The sequence below is a fragment of the Nitrosopumilaceae archaeon genome (assembly GCA_035631875.1).
In the GTDB taxonomy this organism is placed as follows: Archaea; Thermoproteota; Nitrososphaeria; order Nitrososphaerales; family Nitrosopumilaceae; genus TA-20.
Map to the genome: position 1 here is coordinate 157,717 of DASQHX010000010.1, position 22,170 is coordinate 179,886.

Sequence of the window (22,170 nt, forward strand, 5' to 3'; positions counted from 1 at the left end):
GGTACCGTACTATACCGTAAGTTTCTGAGATTCTAATGCTTCCAAACTAGTTGCTTAATTTTAAATAGAGTTAGAACAGGACTTTCTATATGGGTGGCCACATTTGGACATTCGAAGCTTAGTATAGTACCCCTAGAGTTTACTGGCTCCCAATTCGAACTATATAATAAAATTTCAAGAAATTATCATCATTCTTTTTTGTTTGAATCATTAACTGGTCCTGAGGAATTAGCAGAAACCTCGATTATGGGATTTGATCCTTCAATTGTAATCAAAGGATATGCAGACAGAATAGTATTACGTGACAAAAATGCAAATACAAGAACAATTCTAACAAACGATCCTCTATCGGAAATAAAAAAACTGCTTCATGAAATTCCTGATCAAAAATATCGCTATCTTGGAGGAGCAGTTGGAATAATAAATTATGATGCCATAAGATTATGGGAAAAGATTCCAGACTCACATAAAAAAGAAGACATGCCACTAATGGAATTTGGAATTTACATGGATGGAATCTTGTATGACAATAAGGAAAAAAAATCATATTATTTTTATTATGATAAAAATAGAATTGACAGTGTAAGATTTTCCGAGACAGAATTTGAAAAGTTTTCGTCGTCAGAAATTTCAGAAAACCTAAACAAACAACAATTTGAAAATATGGTAGACAAGGCAAAAAAATACATACATGATGGAGACATCTTTCAAGTAGTACTTTCTAGAAAATTCAAATTTTCTGCAGAGGGGGATTTACTCAGAGTATACAAATCGCTCAGACAGATAAATCCATCACCTTATCTTTATCATATGAAAATGGGTAGCAGAACCATTATTGGCTCTAGCCCGGAAATGCTACTTAGGGTAACTGGAAAAGTTGTTGAGACATTTCCTATTGCAGGCACTAGACCAATAACAGATAATGAGAAAAAAAACGAGATACTAAAAGTGGAAATGCTAAACGATGAGAAAGAGCTAGCTGAACACACAATGCTTGTAGATCTTGGTCGAAATGACATAGGACGTGTTTGTAAATATGGTTCTGTACATGTAAAAGAGCTCATGGCTGTCAAAAAATTCAGTCATGTACAACACATAGTTACTCATGTTGTTGGAATCTTAGATCAAAAATACGATGCTTTTGATGCAATGAAAGCAGTATTTCCTGCAGGTACTGTTTCTGGTGCACCAAAAATTCGTGCAATGGAGATAATTGACGAGTTAGAGCCTGATGAACGTGGGCCATATGCAGGAGCAGTTGGATATTTTTCTTTTAATGGTTGTTGTGATTTTGCCATTGCAATCAGAACCATATTTTTTGAAGGAAAAAACGGATTTATTCAAACAGGAGCTGGCATAGTTTCAGACTCTAAAGCTGATAATGAATGGTTAGAAACTCAACACAAAGCAAATGCAATGCTTAGTGCGCTAAAGGAGGCATCAAAATGAAATTTTTAATAATTGACAACTACGATTCATTTGTTTACAATATTGCACAGATTCTTGGAGAGCTTGATGTTACATCAGATGTAATCAGAAATGACAAAATAACACTTGATGAGATTAAAAAACAAAATTATGATGCAATAGTGATATCACCGGGACCAGGAACGCCAGAAGATGAGAAATACTTTGGGATAAGTAGTAAAGTAATAACAGAACTAGGTCCAACAACACCAATTCTTGGAGTCTGTTTAGGTCATCAAGGAATCATCCATGCATTTGGCGGAAAAGTTGTAAACGCTGGTAATGTAAGACATGGAAAGACAAGTCCGGTGGAGCATTACAAATCTCCATTATTTGAAGGAGTCCAAAATCCATTCAAAGCTACAAGATACCATTCGCTAGTAGGGGACAAGACTGTGATTCCAGATGTACTCAAAGTAACTGCAGTTGCACAAGATGATAAGGAAATAATGGCAGTAAGTCATAAAAAATACATCATAGAGGGCGTACAGTTTCATCCAGAATCAGTAATGACTGGAGAAGGGAAAAAAATTCTAGCCAATTTCATAAAGTTGATAAAAAAATGATTTCAGAATTAACAAACAAACTTTCATTGTATCAGGATCTTGGTTATGATGAAATGAGTAGTGTTATGGATGAGTTATTCAAAGGACAAATTCCTCCGCAAGAAGGAGCCAATTTTTTAAGAAATTTAACTGACAAAGGAGAATCTGATGAAGAACTTTTGGCAATGCTAGACAAAATGCAACAATATGCTATTCATATCAACCCAAAAAGATCCGGTAGAATAATTGACGTATGTGGTACAGGCGGTGATAAGATGAAAACATTCAATGTCTCCACAACAGCTGCATTTGTAATAAATGGTGTAGGTGGAACAGTGGCAAAGCACGGAAACAGATCAGTTTCTGGAATTTATGGTAGCGCAGATATTTTTGAATATTTTGGATATGATCTAAGTATGTCACAAGAAAGAGTGACTGAAATTATAGAAAAATGTGGAATAGGATTTATGTTTGCACAGAAATTTCATCCAGCAATGAAAAACATTGCAGAGGCAAGAAAAATTCTTGGGTCAAGAACCGCGTTTAATTTACTTGGACCATTAAGTAATCCAGCAAGAGTAAAGAACCAATTAGTGGGAGTATTTTCTGCAGACTATCTTGAAAGAATAGTATTATTGTTAAAGTCACGTAATGCAGAAAATGTGATGACGGTATTATCTCATGACGGTCTTGATGAGCTATCCACTACATCAAAAAACCAAATATGTCATCTCAAAAATGGCAAAATCAGTATTAGAGTTCTAAACCCTATAGATTTCGGATTAACAAAAGGATCTTTAGGAGACATTCAGATTTCATCAAAGGATGATGCCATAAAGTCATTTATTTCGGTCTTAAGAGGAACTGCAAATAAATCAATGATCGAGGTAACAGCACTTAATGCAGCAGCGGGTTTGATAATTTCAGACATAGCAGATGATTTTCATGATGCAATACCAATGGCATTAGATTCTATAAAAAGTGGTAAAGCATATGATGCATTTAGAAATTTTATTCGTTTTTGTGGCAATATAGAAAAAGTTGAGGAATTTGAAAAATCATGAAGGATATGCTACAAAAGCTTGCAAATAATTCGCAAAAAGCAATAGACGATGGAGTCTATAATATAACAGAGAACCTCCCACGATCAAAAAGCAGCATACTAGAAGAAATTAGAAAAAACAAACATGCCTCGCTAATTACAGAAGTAAAATTTTCTTCTCCATCACTTGGAAACATTCGTAACATCTCAGACCCAGTAGACATAGCAAGATTGATGGCGCAAGGCGGTGCGGTTGGTCTTTCTATACTAACACAACCTCATCTTTTTAATGGTTCGCCAGAGTATTTTCAAAAAATTCGCAAGCAAATTAGCATACCACTTTTAATGAAAGATATCATAATTGATAAAACACAGTTAGATGCAGCTGAAAAAATAGGTGCTGATTGCATATTGCTCATACAATCAATTTTTGACAAAAAATTTGCCAAAGATATTAATGAATTTATTGCTTATGCACATAAGAAAAACCTAACAGTATTTTTAGAGGTACACACAAAAAATGAATTTATCAGTTCAGTAAAAACGGATGCAGATGTACTTGGAATAAACAATCGTAATTTAGATACATTAGAAATTGATCTAAATACTACAAAAGAGATACTCAAAGATCGAAAAGAAAAGAGAATAATTCTTTCTGAGAGCGGTATAGAATCTCCAAAAGATATCAAATTCCTTCATAAATGTGGTGCAGACGCATTTCTAGTTGGAAGTAGCATAATGAAGAGTAAAGATATCAAGGGATATGTAGAAAAGTTGGTGTTATCAATATGAAAATAAAATACCCAAAAGGAGGAAAGTTTGGTGAATTTGGAGGAAGATACATTCCAGAGACGCTAGTTCCAGCAGTAGAGGAATTAGAAGAGGCTTATCTGAAATTTAAAAATGACAAAGAATTCAAAAAAGAACTATCCTATTATTTACGTGAATATGCAGGAAGACCCACCCCGTTATATTTTGCAAAAAATTTGACTGAAAAAATAGGGGGTGCAAAAATATATCTAAAAAGAGAAGATCTCTTACATGGCGGAGCCCATAAAATAAACAACACATTGGGTCAGGCGCTTCTTGCAAAAAAAATGAAGAAGAAAAGAATCATTGCAGAAACAGGAGCGGGACAACATGGAGTTGCAACTGCAATGGCTTGCGCATCACTTAGTTTGCCATCTGAAGTATACATGGGATATAAGGATACTCAACGCCAAAAGCTAAATGTATTTAGGATGAAACTTCTTGGCTCTTTGGTTCATCCTGTAATGGAGGGAACCCAGACACTTAAAGACGCAATAAACGAAGCAATCAGGGATTGGATTACAAATGTAGAGACCACCTACTATCTTCTTGGTTCAGCTGTTGGCCCACACCCATATCCAGTCATGGTGAGGGACTTTCAATCAGTGATTGGAGATGAGATCAAATCACAGATGAAGGCAATTGAAAAGAAAACTCCAGATGCGATAATTGCGTGCGTTGGCGGAGGCTCTAATGCCATTGGTACATTTTATCCATTGATAGATTCAGATACCGAAATGTTTGGCATTGAGGCAGGTGGAGAAGGAATTGACACATACCATCATTCTGCAACACTAATGGCAGGATCAAAAGGAGTACTACATGGAATGCTAACATATCTTTTACAAGACAAGGAAGGCCAGATTCTTGACACACATAGTGTTGCAGCAGGATTAGATTATCCTGGTGTTGGCCCAGAGCACTCTTACTTGAAAGATAACAAGCGTGTAAAATATGATAGTGTTAGTGATCAGAACGCAATTGATGCATTTTTGATGCTTGCAAAATATGAAGGAATCATACCTGCGTTAGAGTCATCACATGCTGTTGCGTACGCTATAAAAATTGCAAGAAAATTTTCCAAAAGCGATTCTATTGTTATTACTTTATCCGGACGCGGAGATAAAGATGTTGAAGTAGTAGAAAATTATCTGAATCAAAATGTCAAAAATAAAAAATAAATTTTTGGAACTAAAGTCCAAAAATCAAAAAGCATTGATCGCATATGTAGTAGCTGGATATCCTAGTGAGAATGATACACTATCTGCGATACGAGGGTTAGTAAAAGGAGGAGCTGATATAATCGAGATTGGATTACCTTTTTCAGATCCTCTTGCAGACGGACCTGTGATTCAAAATGCAAGCTATATCGCATTACAAAAAGGAATCAATCTTTCAAAGTTTCTCAATCTGACCAAAAAAATAAGAAAAGAGACAGAACTACCTCTAGTATTGATGACATACACAAATCTACTCTACAAACAAGGTTATGACAGATTTATTGCACTTGCAAAAAAGGCAGGAATTGACGGATTCATACTGCCTGACATGGCAATAGAAGAAGCCAGAGATTACCTAACGGCCATACGTAAAAACAAGGCTGACTCTATTTTTCTAATATCACCAAATACATCGCCTAAAAGAATTAAAAAAATTGTTTTAGCATCATCTGGATTTTTGTATCTTGTTTCAATATTTGGAATAACTGGCAAGCAACAAAAAATTCAACAATATACAATAGACGCAATCAAAAACACAAAAAAACTAGTTAACGGAAAGATTCCAATCGGAGTAGGTTTTGGTGTAAACACCCCTCAACAAGTCAAATTCTTTATTCAAAAGGGGGCAGATGCAGTAATAGTCGGAAGCGCATTTTTAAGATTGATTGAAAAAGTGCCTCCAAAAAAGATCGAATCAGAGATTTCCAAATTTACACGAGGTCTCAAAGTAGCAACAATTTTACAATAAGGAATAAAAAGAGCATTTGTTATTCATAGATATGCAGGCAGAATCTGTAAAATATATTTTTGTAACAGGAGGAGTTATGTCTGGCCTCGGAAAGGGTGTAGTCTCATCTTCGATCGCAAAGTTACTGCAGTTATCAAATCAAAAAGTTTCGTGTGTAAAAATTGATCCCTATCTGAACTATGATGCTGGAACCATGAATCCTATTGCACATGGCGAAGTCTTTGTAACCGAAGATGGTGGAGAGTGCGATATGGATATTGGAAACTATGAAAGGTTTCTCAACCAGAACATCCCAAAATCTCACAACATAACTACAGCTCAAATTTATTCAAGAGTAATAGAATCTGAAAGACGTGGAGAGTATCTAGGAGCATGTGTCCAGATCATACCACATGTAACTGATGCTATAAAAGAAAGAATTAGAAATATTGCAAAAAGCGAAGATTTGAACGTACTAGTAGTAGAGTGTGGCGGAACAGTAGGAGATATTGAGAGTCTTCCTTTTCTTGAAGCATTAAGACAAATAAGATTAGAGGATGGCCCAGAAAATGTCATTTTTGTACATGTTACACTTGCACCATCACTTGATGTAGTAGGGGAACAAAAGACAAAACCTACTCAGCATAGCGTACAAGAACTCCGCAGAATTGGCATCCAACCAGATTTGTTGGCAGTAAGATGCTCATATCCACTTGAAACAGCAGCAAAGAAAAAGATATCACTTTTTTCAAACGTATCTGTTAAAGATGTATTTTCATGTCATGACGCAGATTCAATTTTGACAATACCACAGATGCTGTATGATCAAGGAATTATCGATATTATTTTTAAGAAATTCGGCAAAGTTGGTTTGGTAAATACTTCGGCAAACTGGGACAGGTGGAATTCAATTGTAAATTCTTTTGCATTAATAAATCAATCTGTAAAGATAGCAATGGTTGGAAAATATGTAAAACTTGCAGATAGCTATGTTAGTGTAAATCAAGCACTCAAACATGCGGGTGCAAAAATTGGAAAAAATGTTATGATAGACTGGATTGATTCTGAAGAATTAAATGGAAATATTGACAAGCTCTCATCATACCAAGGCATACTAGTACCCGGAGGTTTTGGTGATAGAGGTTCTGAGGGAATCATAAAGACTGCAAACTATGCAAGAGAGAAAAACATACCATATCTTGGAATCTGTTTTGGATTCCAACTTGCAGCAGTAGCTTTTGGTCGTTATGTTTGCGGATTAGATAATGCAAACTCTACTGAGATTTCTCCAAATACTGAAAACCCAGTGATTGATCTTTTGCCAGAACAAAAAACAATTGAAAACAAGGGTGGTTCACTAAGACTTGGATCAAACGAAATCAAAGTAGATGACAATACTCTAGCGTTCAAACTTTACAAATCAAATACAATTCTCAAAAGACATAGACATAGATACGAATTCAATCAAAAATATCTTGATGCATTTACCAATAAAGGAATGACCTTTTCAGGATATAGTGATAATAAAAAACGAATGGAGATACTTGAAATTCCTACACATAGATTCTACCTAGGTGTACAATTCCACCCGGAATTTAACAGTAGACCTGGATTTCCAGAGGCATCGTTTGAAGCTTTTGTAAATGCTGCGGCTCAGGCATAATTACTTCGGAATTTCGTAGATTCTTTGTCGTGTATCTCGTAAAGAAACCCTTCTTTTGACATATCCTTTGTCAAGCAGATGACGCAAAGCAAGTCTTACTGTTCTATCTGGGAGAAGTGTTTTGGCGGATAATTCTTTTTGGGTTAATGAACCCTCATACTCTAATGTCTTTAACAAGAGTTTTGAGCTAGGTGGCATGTTTAGAAGATCGTCTGCAAGCTTTACTTTCCTTGTTAATGCAGATACAGTAGTAGAATCCTTCTTCATTCGTATTATATTTGCAGGTATTGGAAATTTTGTACATGCAACCATTTGATCTACTTTGAAGCGATCCTTTCCATCCATAACTATTTCACATCTAAGGCTAGATGAAATGTCGTCAATCTCAATGGAACTTTCATCAGACACTATTAGTGGCCTTCTTGTAATATCTAATGAGTTTACTGAAACAATTCCAAAAACTTTGGAATCTTGGAATATTGCTGGTCCGCCTGCAGACATTGAATACGCAGATGAGCCAATGGGTGTTGTTATAATAACACCGTCGCTGCTGTCATGCCAGACTTCCTCACCATTTATTCGTAATACGTGTTCAACCAACGTCGCGCTCTTTGATGAAAATATTGCAACATCGTTTAGTACAGGGTAAACACTTTTGCCATCAATTTTTACACCAAGACGTGTAACATGTTCTATTGTAAAATCTGTTTTTTTCAATCTATTTAGAAATGTAGGAAATTCCTTTAAATCAAGCTGTGCAAGATACCCGCTTGATTCAAATTCATTTATACCAAGCACTGGAACAGTAGTATTCAAGTCTTGATGAAAATAATTCCTAACTCCTCTGTCACCGCCAGTAACTACCACATAATCAACATCTTTGGAAAGTTGTTTGTTGCCAAGTAGAAATGATTCTATGCCATGACTTTCAAGTGATAGTTTTACGGATTTTACTGTTCTTTCTTGATCTTGACTAAATATTGCTACTCGCATGATGTGAATTGAGTTTTGTACAATAATAAACTATCATTAGTACGGTTTTAGATACAATGTAAAAACAAGCGAGATTTATCAATAAAGAGTGAATCCCTATTTGTTCATTGATTGCCAAATTTGGCAGATCTTTCTTATATAATTGAAATAGGTAAAAACTATAAAATGGTTGACATAGTTACTGCTTTAGAAAATATTACACCGGCTGGAATTGTTGGAATTATGCTCATATTCATTGCAATATTCATGCTAGTGTCAGCAGGTAGTTGGGCCATCACAAAATATACAAGATCAAAAAATGATACAGTTAATCAGAAAAATGAGATATCTCCATCTAAAATCATTAAAGAAGAACTACAAACCGAATAAAGAATTCCATATTTATCTTCAAAATGAGTTGTTGAAATAGTAGAATTTTTTTGTGCAATAAAAGCCTAGATGTGCTTGAATTTTACTTGATTGTACATGTATGCAGCATTTTTTTCAATATCACCTTGATACGGAATCTTGGAAAGCCCTGTTTCTTTTGTCTCAAGTGCTGCTTGTGCAGATCCTACAGCAAAACAAATTGCCCATAAAACATCTTTTTCTTTTAGAAAAGTGCATGCAAAAGTTGCACAAAAAATATCACCTACTCCTGTAGTATCGCCAATTTCGATATTTGGAATAGTCAAATAGTATAACCTATCATGTGCAAGCAGTGTAATTTCACGCTTGTTTGTATACAGGATATATTTTGCTCCTTTTTTTTGTAGTGCCAACATTGCGCTAGTTTCCGTCAAACCTGTAAGTGAAAAGGCCTCTTCAGGATCTACTTTGATTGCAGATATTCTTGAGAGATCAAGACTAGTTCGTTCAAGAAATATCTTATTTTTTTCATCTACTCTTCGTAGAAAACCCTGTGGATCAAGTAATGTAAATTCAGAATTTTCTTTTATTTTATCAAGTGTTTCTTCAGATATCTCATCAAATACAGGACTAACTATACAACCATCTACATCTGATTTTTCATATTCTATTTCATCACATTTTGTTTTCAAATACAGATTCCTATTAGTCCCAGAAATCTCTAGTAAAAATCTTGTAGTAGGATTTTGTGAAAGGGCATTTTGTGGAATAGTGATTTTATTTTTTTCCAAGTATTCATGAAATCCAAAATCAGATCCTATTTTTGTGTGAAGATCTACATCAAATTTTAGGGCCCTAGCAGTCAATCCACAATAACAAGCTGGTCCACCGGCAGTCTCAACTATAGTACTTGCTCTAGAGATTTCATCAATAGTACAATGCGAAAATATTCCAATCTTCATCTGTTTCTTGGATAAGTAGTACCCATTTAGTCTTTTTTCGATCCTTTATTACCTAAACATACCATACACAATATCTGTCCTTTTTCTACAATCAATTCAACATTGGATAATAAACAAAATGGCATAGGCCATGCATAATTCATTATAAGGCATACTAACTTAAATTTGTTAAATTTCAAGCACTGGTTTATACTATAATTTTTATTCTTGAATTTAATCTAATTTTTCTTGCACAGTAAAACATTTTGTACATTTATACAAAAATCGGTTTTCTTGAATCCACTCATGTTTTCCATCCTTAGATTTTAGACAGTATAGATCTCGGTATTTTGTATAAAACACGTTAGGTCAAATATCATTATAAAGAGGCAAATTAGAGTATAGGCATGCCATTAAAGCGAGCTAGTCGTGGACGACAAAAGGGAGGAAAGGGATCCTCTGGACGTATCCAGTGTACAAATTGTGGTGCTACCGTTCCACGAGACAAGGCAAAAAAGGTCACATCTAGATTGAATCTAGTTGAACACACACTTGCAAAAGAGCTAAGAGCTCAGGGAGCATACATTGCATCTCCAACAGTATTGAAATGGTATTGTATTTCATGCGCAATTCATTTTGGCATACTAAAGATTAGATCTGCAGACTCTAGAAGAAATACCGGCAGACTACGATAGTCAATCTTTAATGTGTCTAGCCGTTGCAATTATTCTTTGAATAAAAGTTATTCCTGCTATAATTGCCACAATTATTACGGCATAATTTAGGAATCCCGCCATTCCAACAATAGCAATTACTAACAGTCGTTCTGCTCTTTCCCCAATTCCTATTCCTTGTAGCTGTACTCCAAGCGATTCAGCTCTTGCTCTTGTATAACTTACAAGAAGCGATAGTGTAATTGCTAAAAGAACTACATATCCATCAACACCATATCCACCTATCAATATTCCAAGAAATATTGCTACTTCAGCAATCTTGTCAAATACAGAGTCCAAAAAGGCGCCTTTTTTTGAGGTCTTTTGTGTAACTCGCGCAACCTGTCCATCAACAATATCAAAAAATCCTGAAACCAAAAGCAAGATTCCCCCAATTATAAAAGAATATTCAAAATGTAGAGCATAGATTACAGCTGACGCAAATGCAAATACAAGACCTACTGCAGTCCAAAAATTTGCAGACAGACCTGTTGATGCAAATATTGTTCCAATTTTTTGCAGAGTAGGTTTTAGACATTCCCTGAAATTGTTAAGCATTGGATATCAACAATTTGTCAATAATTTATACTATTATAAACAAATCAATCTCAATCAGCATAGATGGAGTTTTCTCACCATATTACCACATGAGAGTTAAAGGTGAGGTTGTTAGAATTACTAGGTAGATCAAACGATGGTTGAGTTAGACGATATAACAAAAGTGCAAATCGTTAGAATGATTCTTGAAAAACAAACTGAGAAGGCACTAGAAAAACTAAGTGAATTGTATCATGTTACTCCTCCACAGATAGTTGTTGGAACCATAAAAGGGAAAAGAAGAACGGTTTATGCTCTTTATATTCCAAAAGAAAGAAAAATCTACGCACTAAATTCTGATATCTTCTTCAATCCTTTTGTGGTTTTACACGAATATTATCACCACATACGATCAAAGCTTGGAGTCCATCGTGGCTCAGAAAGAAATGCAAATAAGTTTGCTCAAGAATTTATTGATGCATATAAGAAAAGCGTAGAAACATCTAACAGAATGTAATCTTTCTAAATATAAAACTAAAACCCTAATTTTTGCAAGTATATATAATATTGAATACAAGATGATGCATGGGCATTATTGCAAAAGGTGCCAAGTGCAATGTTATTGGTTGCGATAAGGACGGAATTCGCTCATTGACTACAACCAAAGTAGAAGGAACCGGCCTTAGTATTTCTGGCAATTCAAAAAAAACAGTTTTGTGTAAAGAACATTACAAGGAATGGAAAAAAGCAACGAAAGAAGATAGGGATGTGGAAAGAGCTAGATATGACAGATTCTAGTCTTTTTTATTAAAATATACTTTGAAAAATCTTTGTAATATTTATCCAGTTTTTGGTCATAGGCCAAGGTTTATCTAAAGTATTGACAGCATTTCATCATATGAAACTAATTCAATTATTACTAGTCTTAACTTTGACTACAAGTTTTCTAGCTAGCGGTATAATGTCAGCCTCAGCATTACAAGGTTCAACAAATGATCAACCCTGCACCACGTCAAATCCCTGTCAAAAAATATGTGGTAATCATGTTTGTGCACCAGGCGAGGTCTATCCACCACTATTAGATAACACAAAAATTCAAAATACTACTGTTATAGTAGGAGATGGATCTGGATATTCAATATCTCAGAATACAACCAATAAAAATAATACGCTTCAAAATATGTCATCATCACAAATTCAAATGACAACAGGAATATCGTCTATCTACGACATGAATGGTACCAGAATGGTGTCAGATAGCAAAATGTGTTTATCTGGTGTTGATACATGTGTTATGATAAAAATGCTACATGCACCTCCATTAAAACAAATGAATGTTGGAATTGGTGCTCTTGACGTGAGCTGTAAGACAGATTTTCAACTAGTATTAAAAACAACCAATAACTTGCCAGCTTGTGTAAGCCCATCGACTGCAAATGAACTTGTCAAAAGAGGATGGGCACTAAGTCAGGATGCAATCATGAAAGAAAAATTGATGTTCGAACCCAATAGCCAGTGAGATTTTTAGGCTGTAACTAACTCAATTTGTCGCGGCGAGTGTTTTGAAATATCTTTATGTATAATTGCATGAGTTTCCTGTTTGAAGGTTAAATTACACCTATAACATTTCCATGCTATCATACTCATACTTTCATTAAATCAGTTTTTTCTATATAAAATCCGCGTAGCTTTCGTACTTTTCAATATCATATTTTAATTATAACAAAATATGTGTCCAGTAACTTTGTTAAACTAACGTTAAATATGTTAAAAATATAACAATGAGATAATGAAAGAGGAAAGAGTCAACCTAAGCAATGTTGATGTAGACAATCTAATAAACGCCACTAAACAACACTTCCAAGAATTGGGCCTTCAGATAATTCATGAGGACAAGTTTGAGAATTATTGGAGTATTAAGGCACATAAAGGTGGGAAGCTTGCTACTGTAACTGGCAGCATCAGAGATGTGGAGGTACTAGTAACTGGTGCAAATAACAACTATGAATTAACTCTTCGAACAGGAGCATGGGGCAGAGATATTGCAATTCCTGCACTTCTTGCAAGCATGGTTTCGTTGGGAGGTGCGGCAGCTGTTGCAGCGGCTGAGGTTTATCGAGCACATAAATTTGAAAAAAACTTTTGGGATTGGCTTAACAACCAAGTATCTCAGATAAGCAGCAAAGCAACAATAAGCCAGCCAAAGATCATCTCCCATGATACATCAGCGAAATAATTTCTCTATCTTCATGTTTTTTATATATCAATTACAAAATTGTCACATGGTATTTTAATGCCAACAAACCTTTCGATATAAAATGACTTTATTTAAACAAGGACCTTGGAATTTGACTGATCTTGTAACCGATCCAAAAAGTACTGCGTTTAGAAAACAGCTTGAAGAAATTGAAACCAAAGTAAGAAATTTTGAAAAAATGAAAAAGTATCTTAAACCAAACATTTCTACTCAAAAATTTGCACATATCCTCAGTTCCCTTGAGGAGATATCTGAAAAGTTTAGCAAAGTTAGCGGATATGCTTCTTTAGAATATTCTGCAGATACTCAATCAGATGAAGCCACATCATTATTAACTAGAATGACAAAGCTTGGTTCTCAGATTGAAAATCGTACATTATATTTTGATCAATGGTGGAAAAAACAATTGGATGAAAAAAATGCAAACAGACTAATAAAATCATCAGGCGAATTATCAGAATTTTTAAGATTTAAAAGATTGTTGGCCAAATATTCGCTTTCAGAATCTGAAGAAAAAATAATCAATACATTAGATGTTACCGGTAGCACTGCACTAGTAAAACTTTATGATAAGATCACAAATGCATTCCAGTATGTAGTAAAAATCGATGGAAAGTTGAAAAAATACAACAGAGAAGAACTTGGTGTACTTGTTAGAAACCCTAAATCCAAAACAAGAGAAGTTGCCTACAAAGCACTCTTGTCTCAATACGATAGACAAAAAGGAGTTCTTGGTGAAATATATCAAAATCTGGTACAAAATTGGAAAGATGAGAGCATTGAGATTAGAGGATACGCATCCCCAATATCGGTCAGAAATATCGCTAATGACACAGATGACAAGACAGTTAATTCTCTTCTTTCTGTTTGCAAGTATAATGCATCAGTATTTCAAAAATTCTTTACACTAAAAGCAAGAATGCTTGGAATGAAAAAACTTCGACGTTATGACATCTATGCTCCAACATTAAAGGTAAAACAAAAGTCATACAAGTATGATCAGGCAGTCAAGATGGTTTTACAGACACTAAATGGTTTTAGCCCAACATTATCAGAATATGCAAAAAAAGTCTTTATACAAAACCATGTTGATTCTTCTATCAGACCTGGAAAAAGAAGCGGCGCATTTTGTAGCACCATATCACCAAAGATAACACCGTATGTTCTTGTAAATTTCAAAGGCAAATCAAATGATGTGTTTACATTGGCTCATGAATTGGGCCATGCCATACACAGCATTGCAGCATCAGACAAATCAATTTTTGTTGCAGAAGCACCGTTACCATTAGCAGAAACCGCATCAACATTTTCAGAGATGTTGTTGTTTGATGAGATTCTAAACAAAGTTTCTAATGAAGAGAAAAAATCAATATTAACAGAACATATAGATGATCTTTATTCAACCATATCAAGACAGGCCTTTTTTACATTATTTGAAATTGCAGCACATAAAAAAATCGGTGAAGGTGCAACTGTAGAAGACATTTCAAATGAATATATGAAAACCCTCAAAGAACAATTTGCCAATTCAATTAACATGACAGGTGATTTTGGTGTAGAGTGGAGTTGTATTCCACACTTTTATCACTCTCCGTTTTACTGCTATGCGTATTCATTTGGAAATCTGTTGGCATTATCGTTTTTCCAGAGATACAAAAATGAGGGCAAATCCTTTGCACCTACGTATATCAAAATTCTTTCTGCAGGAGGATCAAAGAAACCAGAAATTCTGTTAAAAGAATATGACATAGATATTTCATCCGAAAAATTCTGGCAAGACGGTTTTGAGTATATCAAAAATCAAGTTAACAGACTCTCAAAACTAGATAATTAAAATCGCCTAGCAGCCAAGCGCCCCCAGCTGCTAGGCATGTTCCCCTGCGGTTTGAACCGATGTCAACAAGAATGAGCACAAATTACCATTTAAACCATTGGAATCCTGATCGCTTAACTAAAACTATTTTATTTTATTTCACGTACAAAGGCCAAGTGAAATATCCAAGATGTTGCAATAAAGATCCAGTATATTTGATTACTTATGACTGTGGGCCTGACCCAAAGGAAACCATTCTTGTATGCAAGGATCATTATTCAGAAGAACCATTTCAACGATTTGCAATCAAAATTGAAAAATTGCAAGAGTAGACTTAATAGTTCGATCTAAAAAAGTCCATTTATTGAAATACATAATTATTTTTTCTCTTGTTTTTTCAATTTTACTTTTCAATGTTTTTAGTGCATATGCACAACAACCTCAACTTGCATCATTTCATGAGGTAGCCCAAGTTCTAGTTGATCAAAAATTTCAAAATCAAACAACTGCATTCATAGGACTTGAATCTACCAGTCCATTAGAAATGCGTGTCCCTACCGGACTTGATCAAAAAATACGCAATACCGCTAATGTTACCTCTGTTACAATAACAAATGCACAGACCTGTGTTGAAGGAGTTCCAAAATATGATTCGTGTGTTTTGGTGACTATAAATGATCAATCACTTATACAATCATACAACATTACAAAAATTCAGACACAATCTAAGATAATAGGAGATGGTTTGATAGGTGACATTAACAGTGCATTTCACTTAAATTCTGAGTTTAACAATGTCTACATAAATCCAAAAGGAGAATATAGTAATGCGTTGGGTACATCTGGTGCAGTTTCAGGGAATAGGACAATTTCTATAGTATACACAATGTCAAGTTCTAAATCAGATTATTTGTTCGATGGTTTTACTTCCATATTACTACCTCCACAAATAAAAGATGCCGGAGGGTTTTTGGATGCAGCAAAAAAAATGGTAAGTAATTCTAATTCATCTGTAACTTTTGCCATAATACCAAGAACAGATGTATCAATTTATCAACTTCAAGTATCAGAACGTTTTCCAATTAAAAGTACTATAACTACAATTAGTCCTCTGGATCTTTTTGGAGTCGACAAGCTAGATAGATCAAGTTATTTTAACTCAGGGTTTTTCCCTCTAAACTCAATTCTTCAAATCACTATATTATCAAATCAGCCAGAAGCAATTACAGATCACGGAGGAAATCTTGTTCCAACTCAAGTGAGAAATGGACAAAAACTTCCATCAGATCTTACAAAAGCAGGATGGTTATTTGATCCAAGTTCTGGCAACCAGATAACAGCAGTCTATCTTTTTGGAACAACTACATCTGCCAGTAAAAATGATCTAACATTAACCATAGGAAATGGAACTACTGGAATTGAAAACCCAGTTAACTCAACCACACCTACTCCAACACCTGTCAAACCCACGAACATAGATTATTCACCATACGTTTTAATTGGAATTGTTGCAGCTGCAGGCGTTGCAATTTACATATTTCTTAGAAAGCGGTAACTAGAGAATTAAGACTGCTGCCGCAAAAACTGTAGTCCAACGTCCTTTTGGATCTCCAATAGCACTTTGTGTAATATTTCTTGTTTTGTAAATTTCTCCTGAAATTTTCCATTGTTTTCTTTTTTCGTCCCAGCTTTTTTCAAGATCAAATTTTACTCCAAGTGAGGAGGCAAGCATTTGTGCTGCAATATCCTCAGCATAGTCTCCAGCTTCCTTTTCTGTTTCTCCAAACGATTCATATTCTGATAAATAACCATATTTGGCTTTATCAGCAGGTTCAGCAATTCCAACAGAGGCAGCCATCAACCTATGCGGCTCGTTACTTTGTTGTCTAGAATAAATTACAAATTGAACGCTGCCTGGGCGGATCAGTTTTAGCCCCTCTGCGCGAGAGATCAACTTTGCACCTGGTGGGAAAATACTAGATATCAAAACTAGGTTAGTACCAGAAATGCCAGCATCTCGTAGTGCATATTCAAAACTTGTTAGTTTATCTTGGTGAACACCCTTACCTCTGGTAAGAAATAATTTTTTTGCAACTAGATCTAGCACTATCCATTTCTATTTACTGATCTTTAAATATTTATGGATGAAATATTGAAAATTATTTCAAGGATTTCAGTGACGCAATAATCTCTTTACCATGAGATTCAACCTTAATCTCTCGGAAAATTTTTACAATTTTTCCTTCTTTGTCTATGACAAAGGTAGAACGTTTGGCCAAACCAGCCAGATTGAGGCCAGCATAAGTTTTACAAGTTTCTTTTTTAGGATCACTTAAATGTAAATATGGAATCTTATATTCTTCGACAAATTTCTTTTGATCCTCAATTGTATCCACAGATATAGCAAACAATACAGCATCCATAGCCACAATCTCAGGATATGCTGAGACTATAGTTTGAGCCATTTTGAAGACTTTTTTTGATGGACATGCAAACAAATGGTTTTTAGGATAAAAACACAAAACTGTATTTTTTTTGCCCTTAAAATAACTAAGTTTTGTCACACTGCCATCATTAGCCTGTAGTTCAAAGTCTGGTGCTACCTCTCCTTCGTGCATAAATATCATTTTCCTATCTGGTTTAATACTATTTTGGAACATTTATGGAAATACAAAATTCTATAATTGAATGATCTAAAATATGGAAAAGCTTTTTGAAAGTTAATCAGTACAAACAAAAATTAAGACATGGCGTTTTAGAAATATAATATGAAAGCAGCGTACGTAAAAGGTCCAGCAGATGTAGAGATAAGAACCATAGAAAAACCAGACGTAAAAAGAGGTGAAATATCAGTTAGGATGCATGCGTGTGGTGTCTGTGGCTCAGATTTAGAGAAAATCTATGGACAGTACAGTCAACCCTCAATGAGACTAGGACATGAACCATCAGGAATAATTGTACAGGTAGGAGAAAATGTCAAAGATTTCAAAAAAGGGGACAAAGTATTCGTTCATCACCATGTACCTTGTTATTCGTGTCATTTTTGTTTACATGGGAATGAAACCATGTGTCAGAAATATTCTGAAACAAATCTTCTTCCATGTGGGCTTGCGGAGGAATTTGTTGTACCAGAATGGAATGTATCTCATGGCGGAGTCATAAAAATACCAGATATCATGAGTTTTGAGGAAGCTGCAATGATAGAACCACTTGCATGTTGTATAAGAGCATGGAATAAAATTAAAATAAAAAAAGGAGATTCAGTTGCAATTTTTGGTGCAGGTCCTACTGGAATGATGCATGTAATGTTAAGCAAATTTTATGGATTAAATGAAATTTTTTGTTTTGATGTGAATGATTTCAGATTGGATTTTGCAAAAAAATTTCAAATAACTGAATCTATAAAATCAACAGATTCCATGGCCCATGAAAAAATCCTTTCAAAGACACAGGATAGAGGGGTTGACATAGCAATTGTTGCGACAGGTAGTCTTAGTGCAATAACTCAAGCCATAGAGTTTGTAAGAAAAGGAGGAACAATAGTTTTGTTTGGTGTTCCAACCAAAGATGCTAAGCTTCAACTCGATGTCAGCAAAGTATACTCTAAGGAAATAACAATAATTCCAAGCTATGCTGCGTCAGAAACTGATACCGTGATAGCTTTCAGATTAATTCAGGATAACAGCGTACAAGTCAAAAAGCTGATAACACATAGATTTGATCTTACAGAATCAAAAAAAGCGTTAGAATACGCACATCAAGGAAATGATGCTATGAAAATAATTATAACAAATTCAGAAACGCTTAACTAAGGTTTTTTTGGAACATTAAGATATGGATTGGGGATTAAAAAATAGGCTAGCACGCATAATCAGACCACATAGTGGTCGTGGAGTTATGCTAGCAGTAGATCATGGTTATTTCTTAGGTCCAACAGAGCGCCTTGAAGTTCCACGTAAAACAATCCAGCCGTTGTTACCTTATGCAGATTCTCTCATGTTGACACGAGGTATTTTGAGAACTTCGGTTGATGAGAAGTATTCTATTCCCATAGTCCTTAGAGTTTCAGGAGGTTCTAGCATCATAGGAAAAGACCTCTCAAATGAAAAGATAACCACTTCCGTAAAGGAGGCAATAAGGCTTAACGCAACTGCGCTTGCATTATCAATATTTGTAGGGGCACCATACGAACATGAATCACTTATAAATCTAGGAAAGCTTGTAGACGAGGGCGAAGAGTACGGCATACCTGTTCTTGCAGTTACCGCAGTTGGAAAAGAACTTGAAAAACGCGATGCCAGATATCTTGCATTATCATGTAGAATTGCAGCGGAGTTTGGTGCACATATTGTTAAAACATATTATTGTGAAAACTTTGAAAAAGTAGTAAACAGTTGCCCCGTACCTGTAATAATAGCAGGTGGACCAAAGCTAGATTCTGAGCTTGATGCATTACAATTAACTTATGATGCACTGCATGCAGGTGCTGTTGGAGTAGACATGGGAAGAAACATCTGGCAGTCAGACTATCCAGTTCCAATGATAAAGGCAGTTCGTGCACTGGTACATCAACGTGTTACTGTCAAAGAAGCACACGAAATATTTACCAAAAATAAAGAAATTGAAAAAAACCCAAAACCCGCATCTGAAACAATTACCGATCAACCTAAAACTAAAACAAAATCGACAAAATCAAAAAAGACCAAATCAAACTAGTCTGATATTTTAGAAAGATGCACATGTACTATTTTCCACTTAGTTGATTTTATCAAAACAAACGTTGCTCTACTTAACATAGAAATGTGTTGTCCTCTGAAACTATAGTTATCGACTATCATCCCTGTTTGTCTTAATTGAAACGTAACGACTACACTGTTTTCAAAAAGATCTATCTTGGGATTTATTATTTCATATTCATAATCAGATATGCTAACAAACCTTAATTCTTGTAAGGCAATTGTTGTTGCATAATCTTTGAGGTCAAATGGAGGTACATCACTATAGCTCGAAAATCGTGTATCATTTAGTTGTATAGCAGCTAACGGTGCAAGATTTTTTGTTTTTCCAGCATCAAAAAAAATCTTTATTATTTCCAGTATTTCTTCTCTGTCAGACAAAATCAACTTTGCTTGAGGAGCTTCGTGTTTAAGTTTTTTGAAAAGCACACAAAATTCATTATTTTTTGTCATGTGATAGTAAAGTATAATGAAATAATTATCATGTATCTAGGTAGTTTTTAACAAATTTAGTCGATTTTTCTAGCAATATTTATAAATTATTCTTGTTGAAATTCTATAGACTGAAATGAAGTTAGGAGGATCGGCGAGCATTTCTAGTATTCTATTGCTAGTCGACCTTATGCTGTAAGAACACAGCTTAGTTTCTGGTGAAAAATTTATGGAAAAAATGTCAGGTGCTAGATCATTAATGGTTGCCCTTGAGAAGGAGGGTGTGGAGCTAGCCTTCGGGCTACCCGGAGGTGCAAACTTGCCAATCTATGACGAGTTATACAAAAGCAACATTCGCCACATATTGGTAAGACATGAACAATCTGCATCACATATGGCAGACGGATTTGGGAGAGTAAGCAGGAGACCTGGAGTCTGTTTTGCAACCTCAGGTCCTGGTGCAACAAACATTGTAACTGGAATTGCAACAGCCCAAGCTGATTCTGCTCCAATGATTGCCATCACTGGACAAGTTCCATCAAAGATGATAGGTAAAGATGCATTTCAAGAAAGCGATATTATTGGTATTACAAACCCAATCGTCAAATATGCTTTTCAACCAATGGACGCAGCTGAAATTCCAACAGTGGTAAAAAAAGCATTTTACATTTCATCAACAGGAAGACCAGGTCCTGTCTTAATAGATATTCCAAAAGATGTACAGCAAAATGAAGCCGAAATGCATTTTCCAAACGAGGTCAAAGTCAGAGGATATCATCCTTGGGTAGATCCAGACATCAGAGAAATTGAACGTGCAATAGACATGCTTCTCTCAGCAGAAAGGCCAATAATTCTTGCAGGTGGTGGAGTAATAATTTCTAGTGCTTTTGCAGAATTACAATCAATAGCAGAACTTCTCATGATACCTGTAGTAACTACTTTTAAAGGAAAAGGATCATTTCCAGAAAATCATCCATTATCACTTGGTCCAATAGGAATGCATGGACATGCAGAAGCAAACAAAATGATGGTTGAGGCAGACTGTGTTCTTGCTGCAGGTTCTAGATTTTCAGATAGATCGGTCGGAACATTTGAAGAATTTGAAAAAAGATTAAAAATCATACATATGGATGTAGATCCAGCAGAGATTGGCAAAAATCAAACAACAACTGTTGCCGTAGTAGGAGACATCAAGGCGTCATTGAGAATAATGGTAAAGATGCTAGTTCAAAAAGCAATCAAGCGTGGTGACGACAATCCTTGGTTAAAACGAGTAAATGAAACTAGGGATTATTATAGAGAAAATTTGAAGCTTCATCCACATCCACTTGGTGCAGCTAAAATTTTACGCAAGTTAAGAGAAGTGTTACCTCATCAATCAATTGTAACTACAGAAGTAGGTCAACATCAGATGTGGGCTTCATTATTTTTCGATGTCATCCAACCTGGTACTTTCTTTAGTTCAACAGGTCTTGGCACTATGGGTTGGGGATTTCCAGCTGCAATTGGAGCAAAGGCAGCAAAACCAAGTGTTCCAGTATTAGATATTGCGGGAGAAGGTAGTTTTAACATGACAGAAAATTCACTTGCCGTATCAGTTTTGGATAATTTGCCTGTAATTGTTTTGTTGATGAATAACTTTTCACTTGGAATGGTAGCACAATGGCAGAGAACATTTTACGATCGAAGGATGATCGGAATTGATCTTAAAAACTGCCCAGACTATGTTAAATTAGCAGAAGCATATGGAGCTCAAGGCATAAGAGCCGAGTCGATTGATGAAGTTGGCAAAGCTGTTCAAACCGCACTCAAAAGTGATGTTGCAACTGTAATTGACATACCAATAGATCCACAAGAAGATGTTTTACCATTTGTAGCACCTGGTACGCCACTCAAGGACATGATCCTACCATCATAGGGATTCCC

Annotated in this window: 25 protein-coding genes; 19 read left to right on the forward strand and 6 right to left on the reverse strand. The window is 35.3% G+C overall.

The window, feature by feature from the left end; translation table 11 throughout:
• The first annotated feature begins 93 nt into the window (after nucleotides 1-93).
• Genes VEU72_05875 through pyrG form a run of 7 tightly spaced genes read left to right on the forward strand, consistent with a single transcriptional unit; the run spans nucleotide 94 to nucleotide 7,474 of the window.
• Nucleotides 94-1,449, forward strand: coding sequence for an anthranilate synthase component I family protein (locus VEU72_05875; GenBank protein ID HYL66662.1), 1,356 nt, complete (start codon nucleotides 94-96; stop codon nucleotides 1,447-1,449).
• On the forward strand, nucleotides 1,446-2,033 hold the full coding sequence (locus VEU72_05880) for an aminodeoxychorismate/anthranilate synthase component II (GenBank protein ID HYL66663.1): 588 nt from the start codon (nucleotides 1,446-1,448) through the stop codon (nucleotides 2,031-2,033). The genes VEU72_05875 and VEU72_05880 overlap by 4 nt, the downstream gene beginning before the upstream one ends.
• Entirely contained in the window at nucleotides 2,030-3,076 is a 1,047-nt protein-coding gene (trpD, locus tag VEU72_05885) for an anthranilate phosphoribosyltransferase (protein HYL66664.1), read from the forward strand. The genes VEU72_05880 and trpD overlap by 4 nt, the downstream gene beginning before the upstream one ends.
• Nucleotides 3,073-3,846, forward strand: coding sequence for an indole-3-glycerol-phosphate synthase (locus tag VEU72_05890; protein ID HYL66665.1), 774 nt, complete (start codon nucleotides 3,073-3,075; stop codon nucleotides 3,844-3,846). Before trpD ends, VEU72_05890 begins: the two co-directional genes overlap by 4 nt.
• Nucleotides 3,847-3,848: 2 nt before the next feature.
• Nucleotides 3,849-5,045, forward strand: a complete 1,197-nt coding sequence (gene trpB, locus VEU72_05895; protein ID HYL66666.1) for a tryptophan synthase subunit beta — start codon at nucleotides 3,849-3,851, stop codon at nucleotides 5,043-5,045.
• Nucleotides 5,026-5,832, forward strand: coding sequence for a tryptophan synthase subunit alpha (gene trpA, locus VEU72_05900; protein ID HYL66667.1), 807 nt, complete (start codon nucleotides 5,026-5,028; stop codon nucleotides 5,830-5,832). Before trpB ends, trpA begins: the two co-directional genes overlap by 20 nt.
• Before the next feature lie 31 nt (nucleotides 5,833-5,863).
• A complete protein-coding gene (gene pyrG / locus VEU72_05905) occupies nucleotides 5,864-7,474 on the forward strand; it encodes a CTP synthase (glutamine hydrolyzing) (protein HYL66668.1) in 1,611 nt (536 codons plus the stop codon).
• Here pyrG and VEU72_05910 read toward each other — a convergent pair whose 3' ends face one another.
• Nucleotides 7,475-8,467 carry a winged helix-turn-helix transcriptional regulator gene (locus VEU72_05910; GenBank protein HYL66669.1) on the reverse strand — a complete coding sequence of 331 codons (993 nt, stop codon included), beginning with the start codon at nucleotides 8,465-8,467 and terminating at the stop codon, nucleotides 7,475-7,477.
• 165 nt (nucleotides 8,468-8,632) lie between these two features.
• Here VEU72_05910 and VEU72_05915 point away from each other — a divergent pair, with 165 nt between their 5' ends.
• The gene (locus VEU72_05915) at nucleotides 8,633-8,836 is read left to right on the forward strand and encodes a hypothetical protein (GenBank protein ID HYL66670.1); all 204 of its coding nucleotides are present in this window, start codon (nucleotides 8,633-8,635) and stop codon (nucleotides 8,834-8,836) included.
• Nucleotides 8,837-8,901: 65 nt separating this feature from the next.
• Here VEU72_05915 and VEU72_05920 read toward each other — a convergent pair whose 3' ends face one another.
• Nucleotides 8,902-9,777 carry a PfkB family carbohydrate kinase gene (locus VEU72_05920; protein ID HYL66671.1) on the reverse strand — a complete coding sequence of 292 codons (876 nt, stop codon included), beginning with the start codon at nucleotides 9,775-9,777 and terminating at the stop codon, nucleotides 8,902-8,904.
• 386 nt (nucleotides 9,778-10,163) lie between these two features.
• On the opposite strand from VEU72_05920, the gene VEU72_05925 reads away from it, so the two are divergent.
• Entirely contained in the window at nucleotides 10,164-10,451 is a 288-nt protein-coding gene (locus tag VEU72_05925) for a 30S ribosomal protein S26e (protein HYL66672.1), read from the forward strand.
• Here VEU72_05925 and VEU72_05930 read toward each other — a convergent pair whose 3' ends face one another.
• Nucleotides 10,452-11,027 (reverse strand): CDP-alcohol phosphatidyltransferase family protein, encoded by a 576-nt coding sequence (locus VEU72_05930; GenBank protein HYL66673.1) that lies wholly within the window; start codon nucleotides 11,025-11,027, stop codon nucleotides 10,452-10,454.
• A 136-nt stretch (nucleotides 11,028-11,163) separates the two neighbouring features.
• On the opposite strand from VEU72_05930, the gene VEU72_05935 reads away from it, so the two are divergent.
• The 7 genes from VEU72_05935 to VEU72_05965 all read left to right on the forward strand — a co-directional run bounded on the left by VEU72_05935 (nucleotide 11,164) and on the right by VEU72_05965 (nucleotide 16,631).
• Nucleotides 11,164-11,523: a hypothetical protein gene (locus tag VEU72_05935; GenBank protein HYL66674.1), complete on the forward strand. Its 360-nt coding sequence runs from the start codon at nucleotides 11,164-11,166 to the stop codon at nucleotides 11,521-11,523.
• A gap of 68 nt (nucleotides 11,524-11,591) precedes the next feature.
• Nucleotides 11,592-11,804, forward strand: coding sequence for a hypothetical protein (locus VEU72_05940; protein HYL66675.1), 213 nt, complete (start codon nucleotides 11,592-11,594; stop codon nucleotides 11,802-11,804).
• A gap of 100 nt (nucleotides 11,805-11,904) precedes the next feature.
• Nucleotides 11,905-12,525, forward strand: coding sequence for a hypothetical protein (locus VEU72_05945; GenBank protein HYL66676.1), 621 nt, complete (start codon nucleotides 11,905-11,907; stop codon nucleotides 12,523-12,525).
• Nucleotides 12,526-12,795: 270 nt separating this feature from the next.
• On the forward strand, nucleotides 12,796-13,242 hold the full coding sequence (locus tag VEU72_05950) for a hypothetical protein (GenBank protein ID HYL66677.1): 447 nt from the start codon (nucleotides 12,796-12,798) through the stop codon (nucleotides 13,240-13,242).
• An 82-nt stretch (nucleotides 13,243-13,324) separates the two neighbouring features.
• On the forward strand, nucleotides 13,325-15,097 hold the full coding sequence (locus tag VEU72_05955) for a M3 family oligoendopeptidase (GenBank protein ID HYL66678.1): 1,773 nt from the start codon (nucleotides 13,325-13,327) through the stop codon (nucleotides 15,095-15,097).
• A 155-nt stretch (nucleotides 15,098-15,252) separates the two neighbouring features.
• Nucleotides 15,253-15,408, forward strand: a complete 156-nt coding sequence (locus tag VEU72_05960; GenBank protein ID HYL66679.1) for a hypothetical protein — start codon at nucleotides 15,253-15,255, stop codon at nucleotides 15,406-15,408.
• 32 nt (nucleotides 15,409-15,440) lie between these two features.
• Nucleotides 15,441-16,631: a hypothetical protein gene (locus VEU72_05965; GenBank protein ID HYL66680.1), complete on the forward strand. Its 1,191-nt coding sequence runs from the start codon at nucleotides 15,441-15,443 to the stop codon at nucleotides 16,629-16,631.
• Here the strand turns inward: VEU72_05965 and VEU72_05970 are convergent, their stop codons facing one another.
• Together VEU72_05970 and VEU72_05975 are read right to left on the reverse strand one after the other, a co-directional pair.
• Nucleotides 16,632-17,183 carry a pyruvoyl-dependent arginine decarboxylase gene (locus VEU72_05970; GenBank protein ID HYL66681.1) on the reverse strand — a complete coding sequence of 184 codons (552 nt, stop codon included), beginning with the start codon at nucleotides 17,181-17,183 and terminating at the stop codon, nucleotides 16,632-16,634.
• Nucleotides 17,184-17,235: 52 nt separating this feature from the next.
• Nucleotides 17,236-17,694 carry a redoxin domain-containing protein gene (locus tag VEU72_05975; protein HYL66682.1) on the reverse strand — a complete coding sequence of 153 codons (459 nt, stop codon included), beginning with the start codon at nucleotides 17,692-17,694 and terminating at the stop codon, nucleotides 17,236-17,238.
• Between the two features lie 150 nt (nucleotides 17,695-17,844).
• Here VEU72_05975 and VEU72_05980 point away from each other — a divergent pair, with 150 nt between their 5' ends.
• Nucleotides 17,845-18,888: a zinc-dependent dehydrogenase gene (locus VEU72_05980; GenBank protein HYL66683.1), complete on the forward strand. Its 1,044-nt coding sequence runs from the start codon at nucleotides 17,845-17,847 to the stop codon at nucleotides 18,886-18,888.
• 22 nt (nucleotides 18,889-18,910) lie between these two features.
• Complete coding sequence (lsrF, locus tag VEU72_05985) at nucleotides 18,911-19,792, forward strand: 3-hydroxy-5-phosphonooxypentane-2,4-dione thiolase (protein ID HYL66684.1); 882 nt, start codon at nucleotides 18,911-18,913, stop codon at nucleotides 19,790-19,792.
• Here the strand turns inward: lsrF and VEU72_05990 are convergent.
• Nucleotides 19,789-20,265, reverse strand: a complete 477-nt coding sequence (locus tag VEU72_05990; protein HYL66685.1) for a hypothetical protein — start codon at nucleotides 20,263-20,265, stop codon at nucleotides 19,789-19,791. The genes lsrF and VEU72_05990 overlap by 4 nt on opposite strands.
• Before the next feature lie 208 nt (nucleotides 20,266-20,473).
• Between VEU72_05990 and ilvB the strand changes: the two genes are divergently transcribed.
• Nucleotides 20,474-22,162, forward strand: coding sequence for a biosynthetic-type acetolactate synthase large subunit (gene ilvB / locus VEU72_05995; GenBank protein HYL66686.1), 1,689 nt, complete (start codon nucleotides 20,474-20,476; stop codon nucleotides 22,160-22,162).
• The last annotated feature ends 8 nt before the right edge of the window (nucleotides 22,163-22,170 follow it).

What these genes read in the sequence shown, in the direction of transcription:
- VEU72_05950 (HYL66677.1), top strand. Translation starts at nt 12,796, where the DNA reads ATGAAAGAGGAAAGAGTCAACCTAAGCAATGTTGATGTAGACAATCTA.
- VEU72_05940 (HYL66675.1), top strand. Translation starts at nt 11,592, where the DNA reads ATGGGCATTATTGCAAAAGGTGCCAAGTGCAATGTTATTGGTTGCGAT.
- VEU72_05920 (HYL66671.1), bottom strand. Translation starts at nt 9,777, where the DNA reads ATGAAGATTGGAATATTTTCGCATTGTACTATTGATGAAATCTCTAGA.
- VEU72_05925 (HYL66672.1), top strand. Translation starts at nt 10,164, where the DNA reads ATGCCATTAAAGCGAGCTAGTCGTGGACGACAAAAGGGAGGAAAGGGA.
- VEU72_05945 (HYL66676.1), top strand. Translation starts at nt 11,905, where the DNA reads ATGAAACTAATTCAATTATTACTAGTCTTAACTTTGACTACAAGTTTT.
- ilvB (HYL66686.1), top strand. Translation starts at nt 20,474, where the DNA reads ATGGAAAAAATGTCAGGTGCTAGATCATTAATGGTTGCCCTTGAGAAG.
- VEU72_05880 (HYL66663.1), top strand. Translation starts at nt 1,446, where the DNA reads ATGAAATTTTTAATAATTGACAACTACGATTCATTTGTTTACAATATT.
- VEU72_05980 (HYL66683.1), top strand. Translation starts at nt 17,845, where the DNA reads ATGAAAGCAGCGTACGTAAAAGGTCCAGCAGATGTAGAGATAAGAACC.
- VEU72_05915 (HYL66670.1), top strand. Translation starts at nt 8,633, where the DNA reads ATGGTTGACATAGTTACTGCTTTAGAAAATATTACACCGGCTGGAATT.
- trpD (HYL66664.1), top strand. Translation starts at nt 2,030, where the DNA reads ATGATTTCAGAATTAACAAACAAACTTTCATTGTATCAGGATCTTGGT.
- VEU72_05890 (HYL66665.1), top strand. Translation starts at nt 3,073, where the DNA reads ATGAAGGATATGCTACAAAAGCTTGCAAATAATTCGCAAAAAGCAATA.
- VEU72_05990 (HYL66685.1), bottom strand. Translation starts at nt 20,265, where the DNA reads ATGACAAAAAATAATGAATTTTGTGTGCTTTTCAAAAAACTTAAACAC.
- trpA (HYL66667.1), top strand. Translation starts at nt 5,026, where the DNA reads ATGTCAAAAATAAAAAATAAATTTTTGGAACTAAAGTCCAAAAATCAA.
- VEU72_05955 (HYL66678.1), top strand. Translation starts at nt 13,325, where the DNA reads ATGACTTTATTTAAACAAGGACCTTGGAATTTGACTGATCTTGTAACC.
- pyrG (HYL66668.1), top strand. Translation starts at nt 5,864, where the DNA reads ATGCAGGCAGAATCTGTAAAATATATTTTTGTAACAGGAGGAGTTATG.
- VEU72_05935 (HYL66674.1), top strand. Translation starts at nt 11,164, where the DNA reads ATGGTTGAGTTAGACGATATAACAAAAGTGCAAATCGTTAGAATGATT.
- lsrF (HYL66684.1), top strand. Translation starts at nt 18,911, where the DNA reads ATGGATTGGGGATTAAAAAATAGGCTAGCACGCATAATCAGACCACAT.
- VEU72_05930 (HYL66673.1), bottom strand. Translation starts at nt 11,027, where the DNA reads ATGCTTAACAATTTCAGGGAATGTCTAAAACCTACTCTGCAAAAAATT.
- VEU72_05910 (HYL66669.1), bottom strand. Translation starts at nt 8,467, where the DNA reads ATGCGAGTAGCAATATTTAGTCAAGATCAAGAAAGAACAGTAAAATCC.
- VEU72_05975 (HYL66682.1), bottom strand. Translation starts at nt 17,694, where the DNA reads ATGCACGAAGGAGAGGTAGCACCAGACTTTGAACTACAGGCTAATGAT.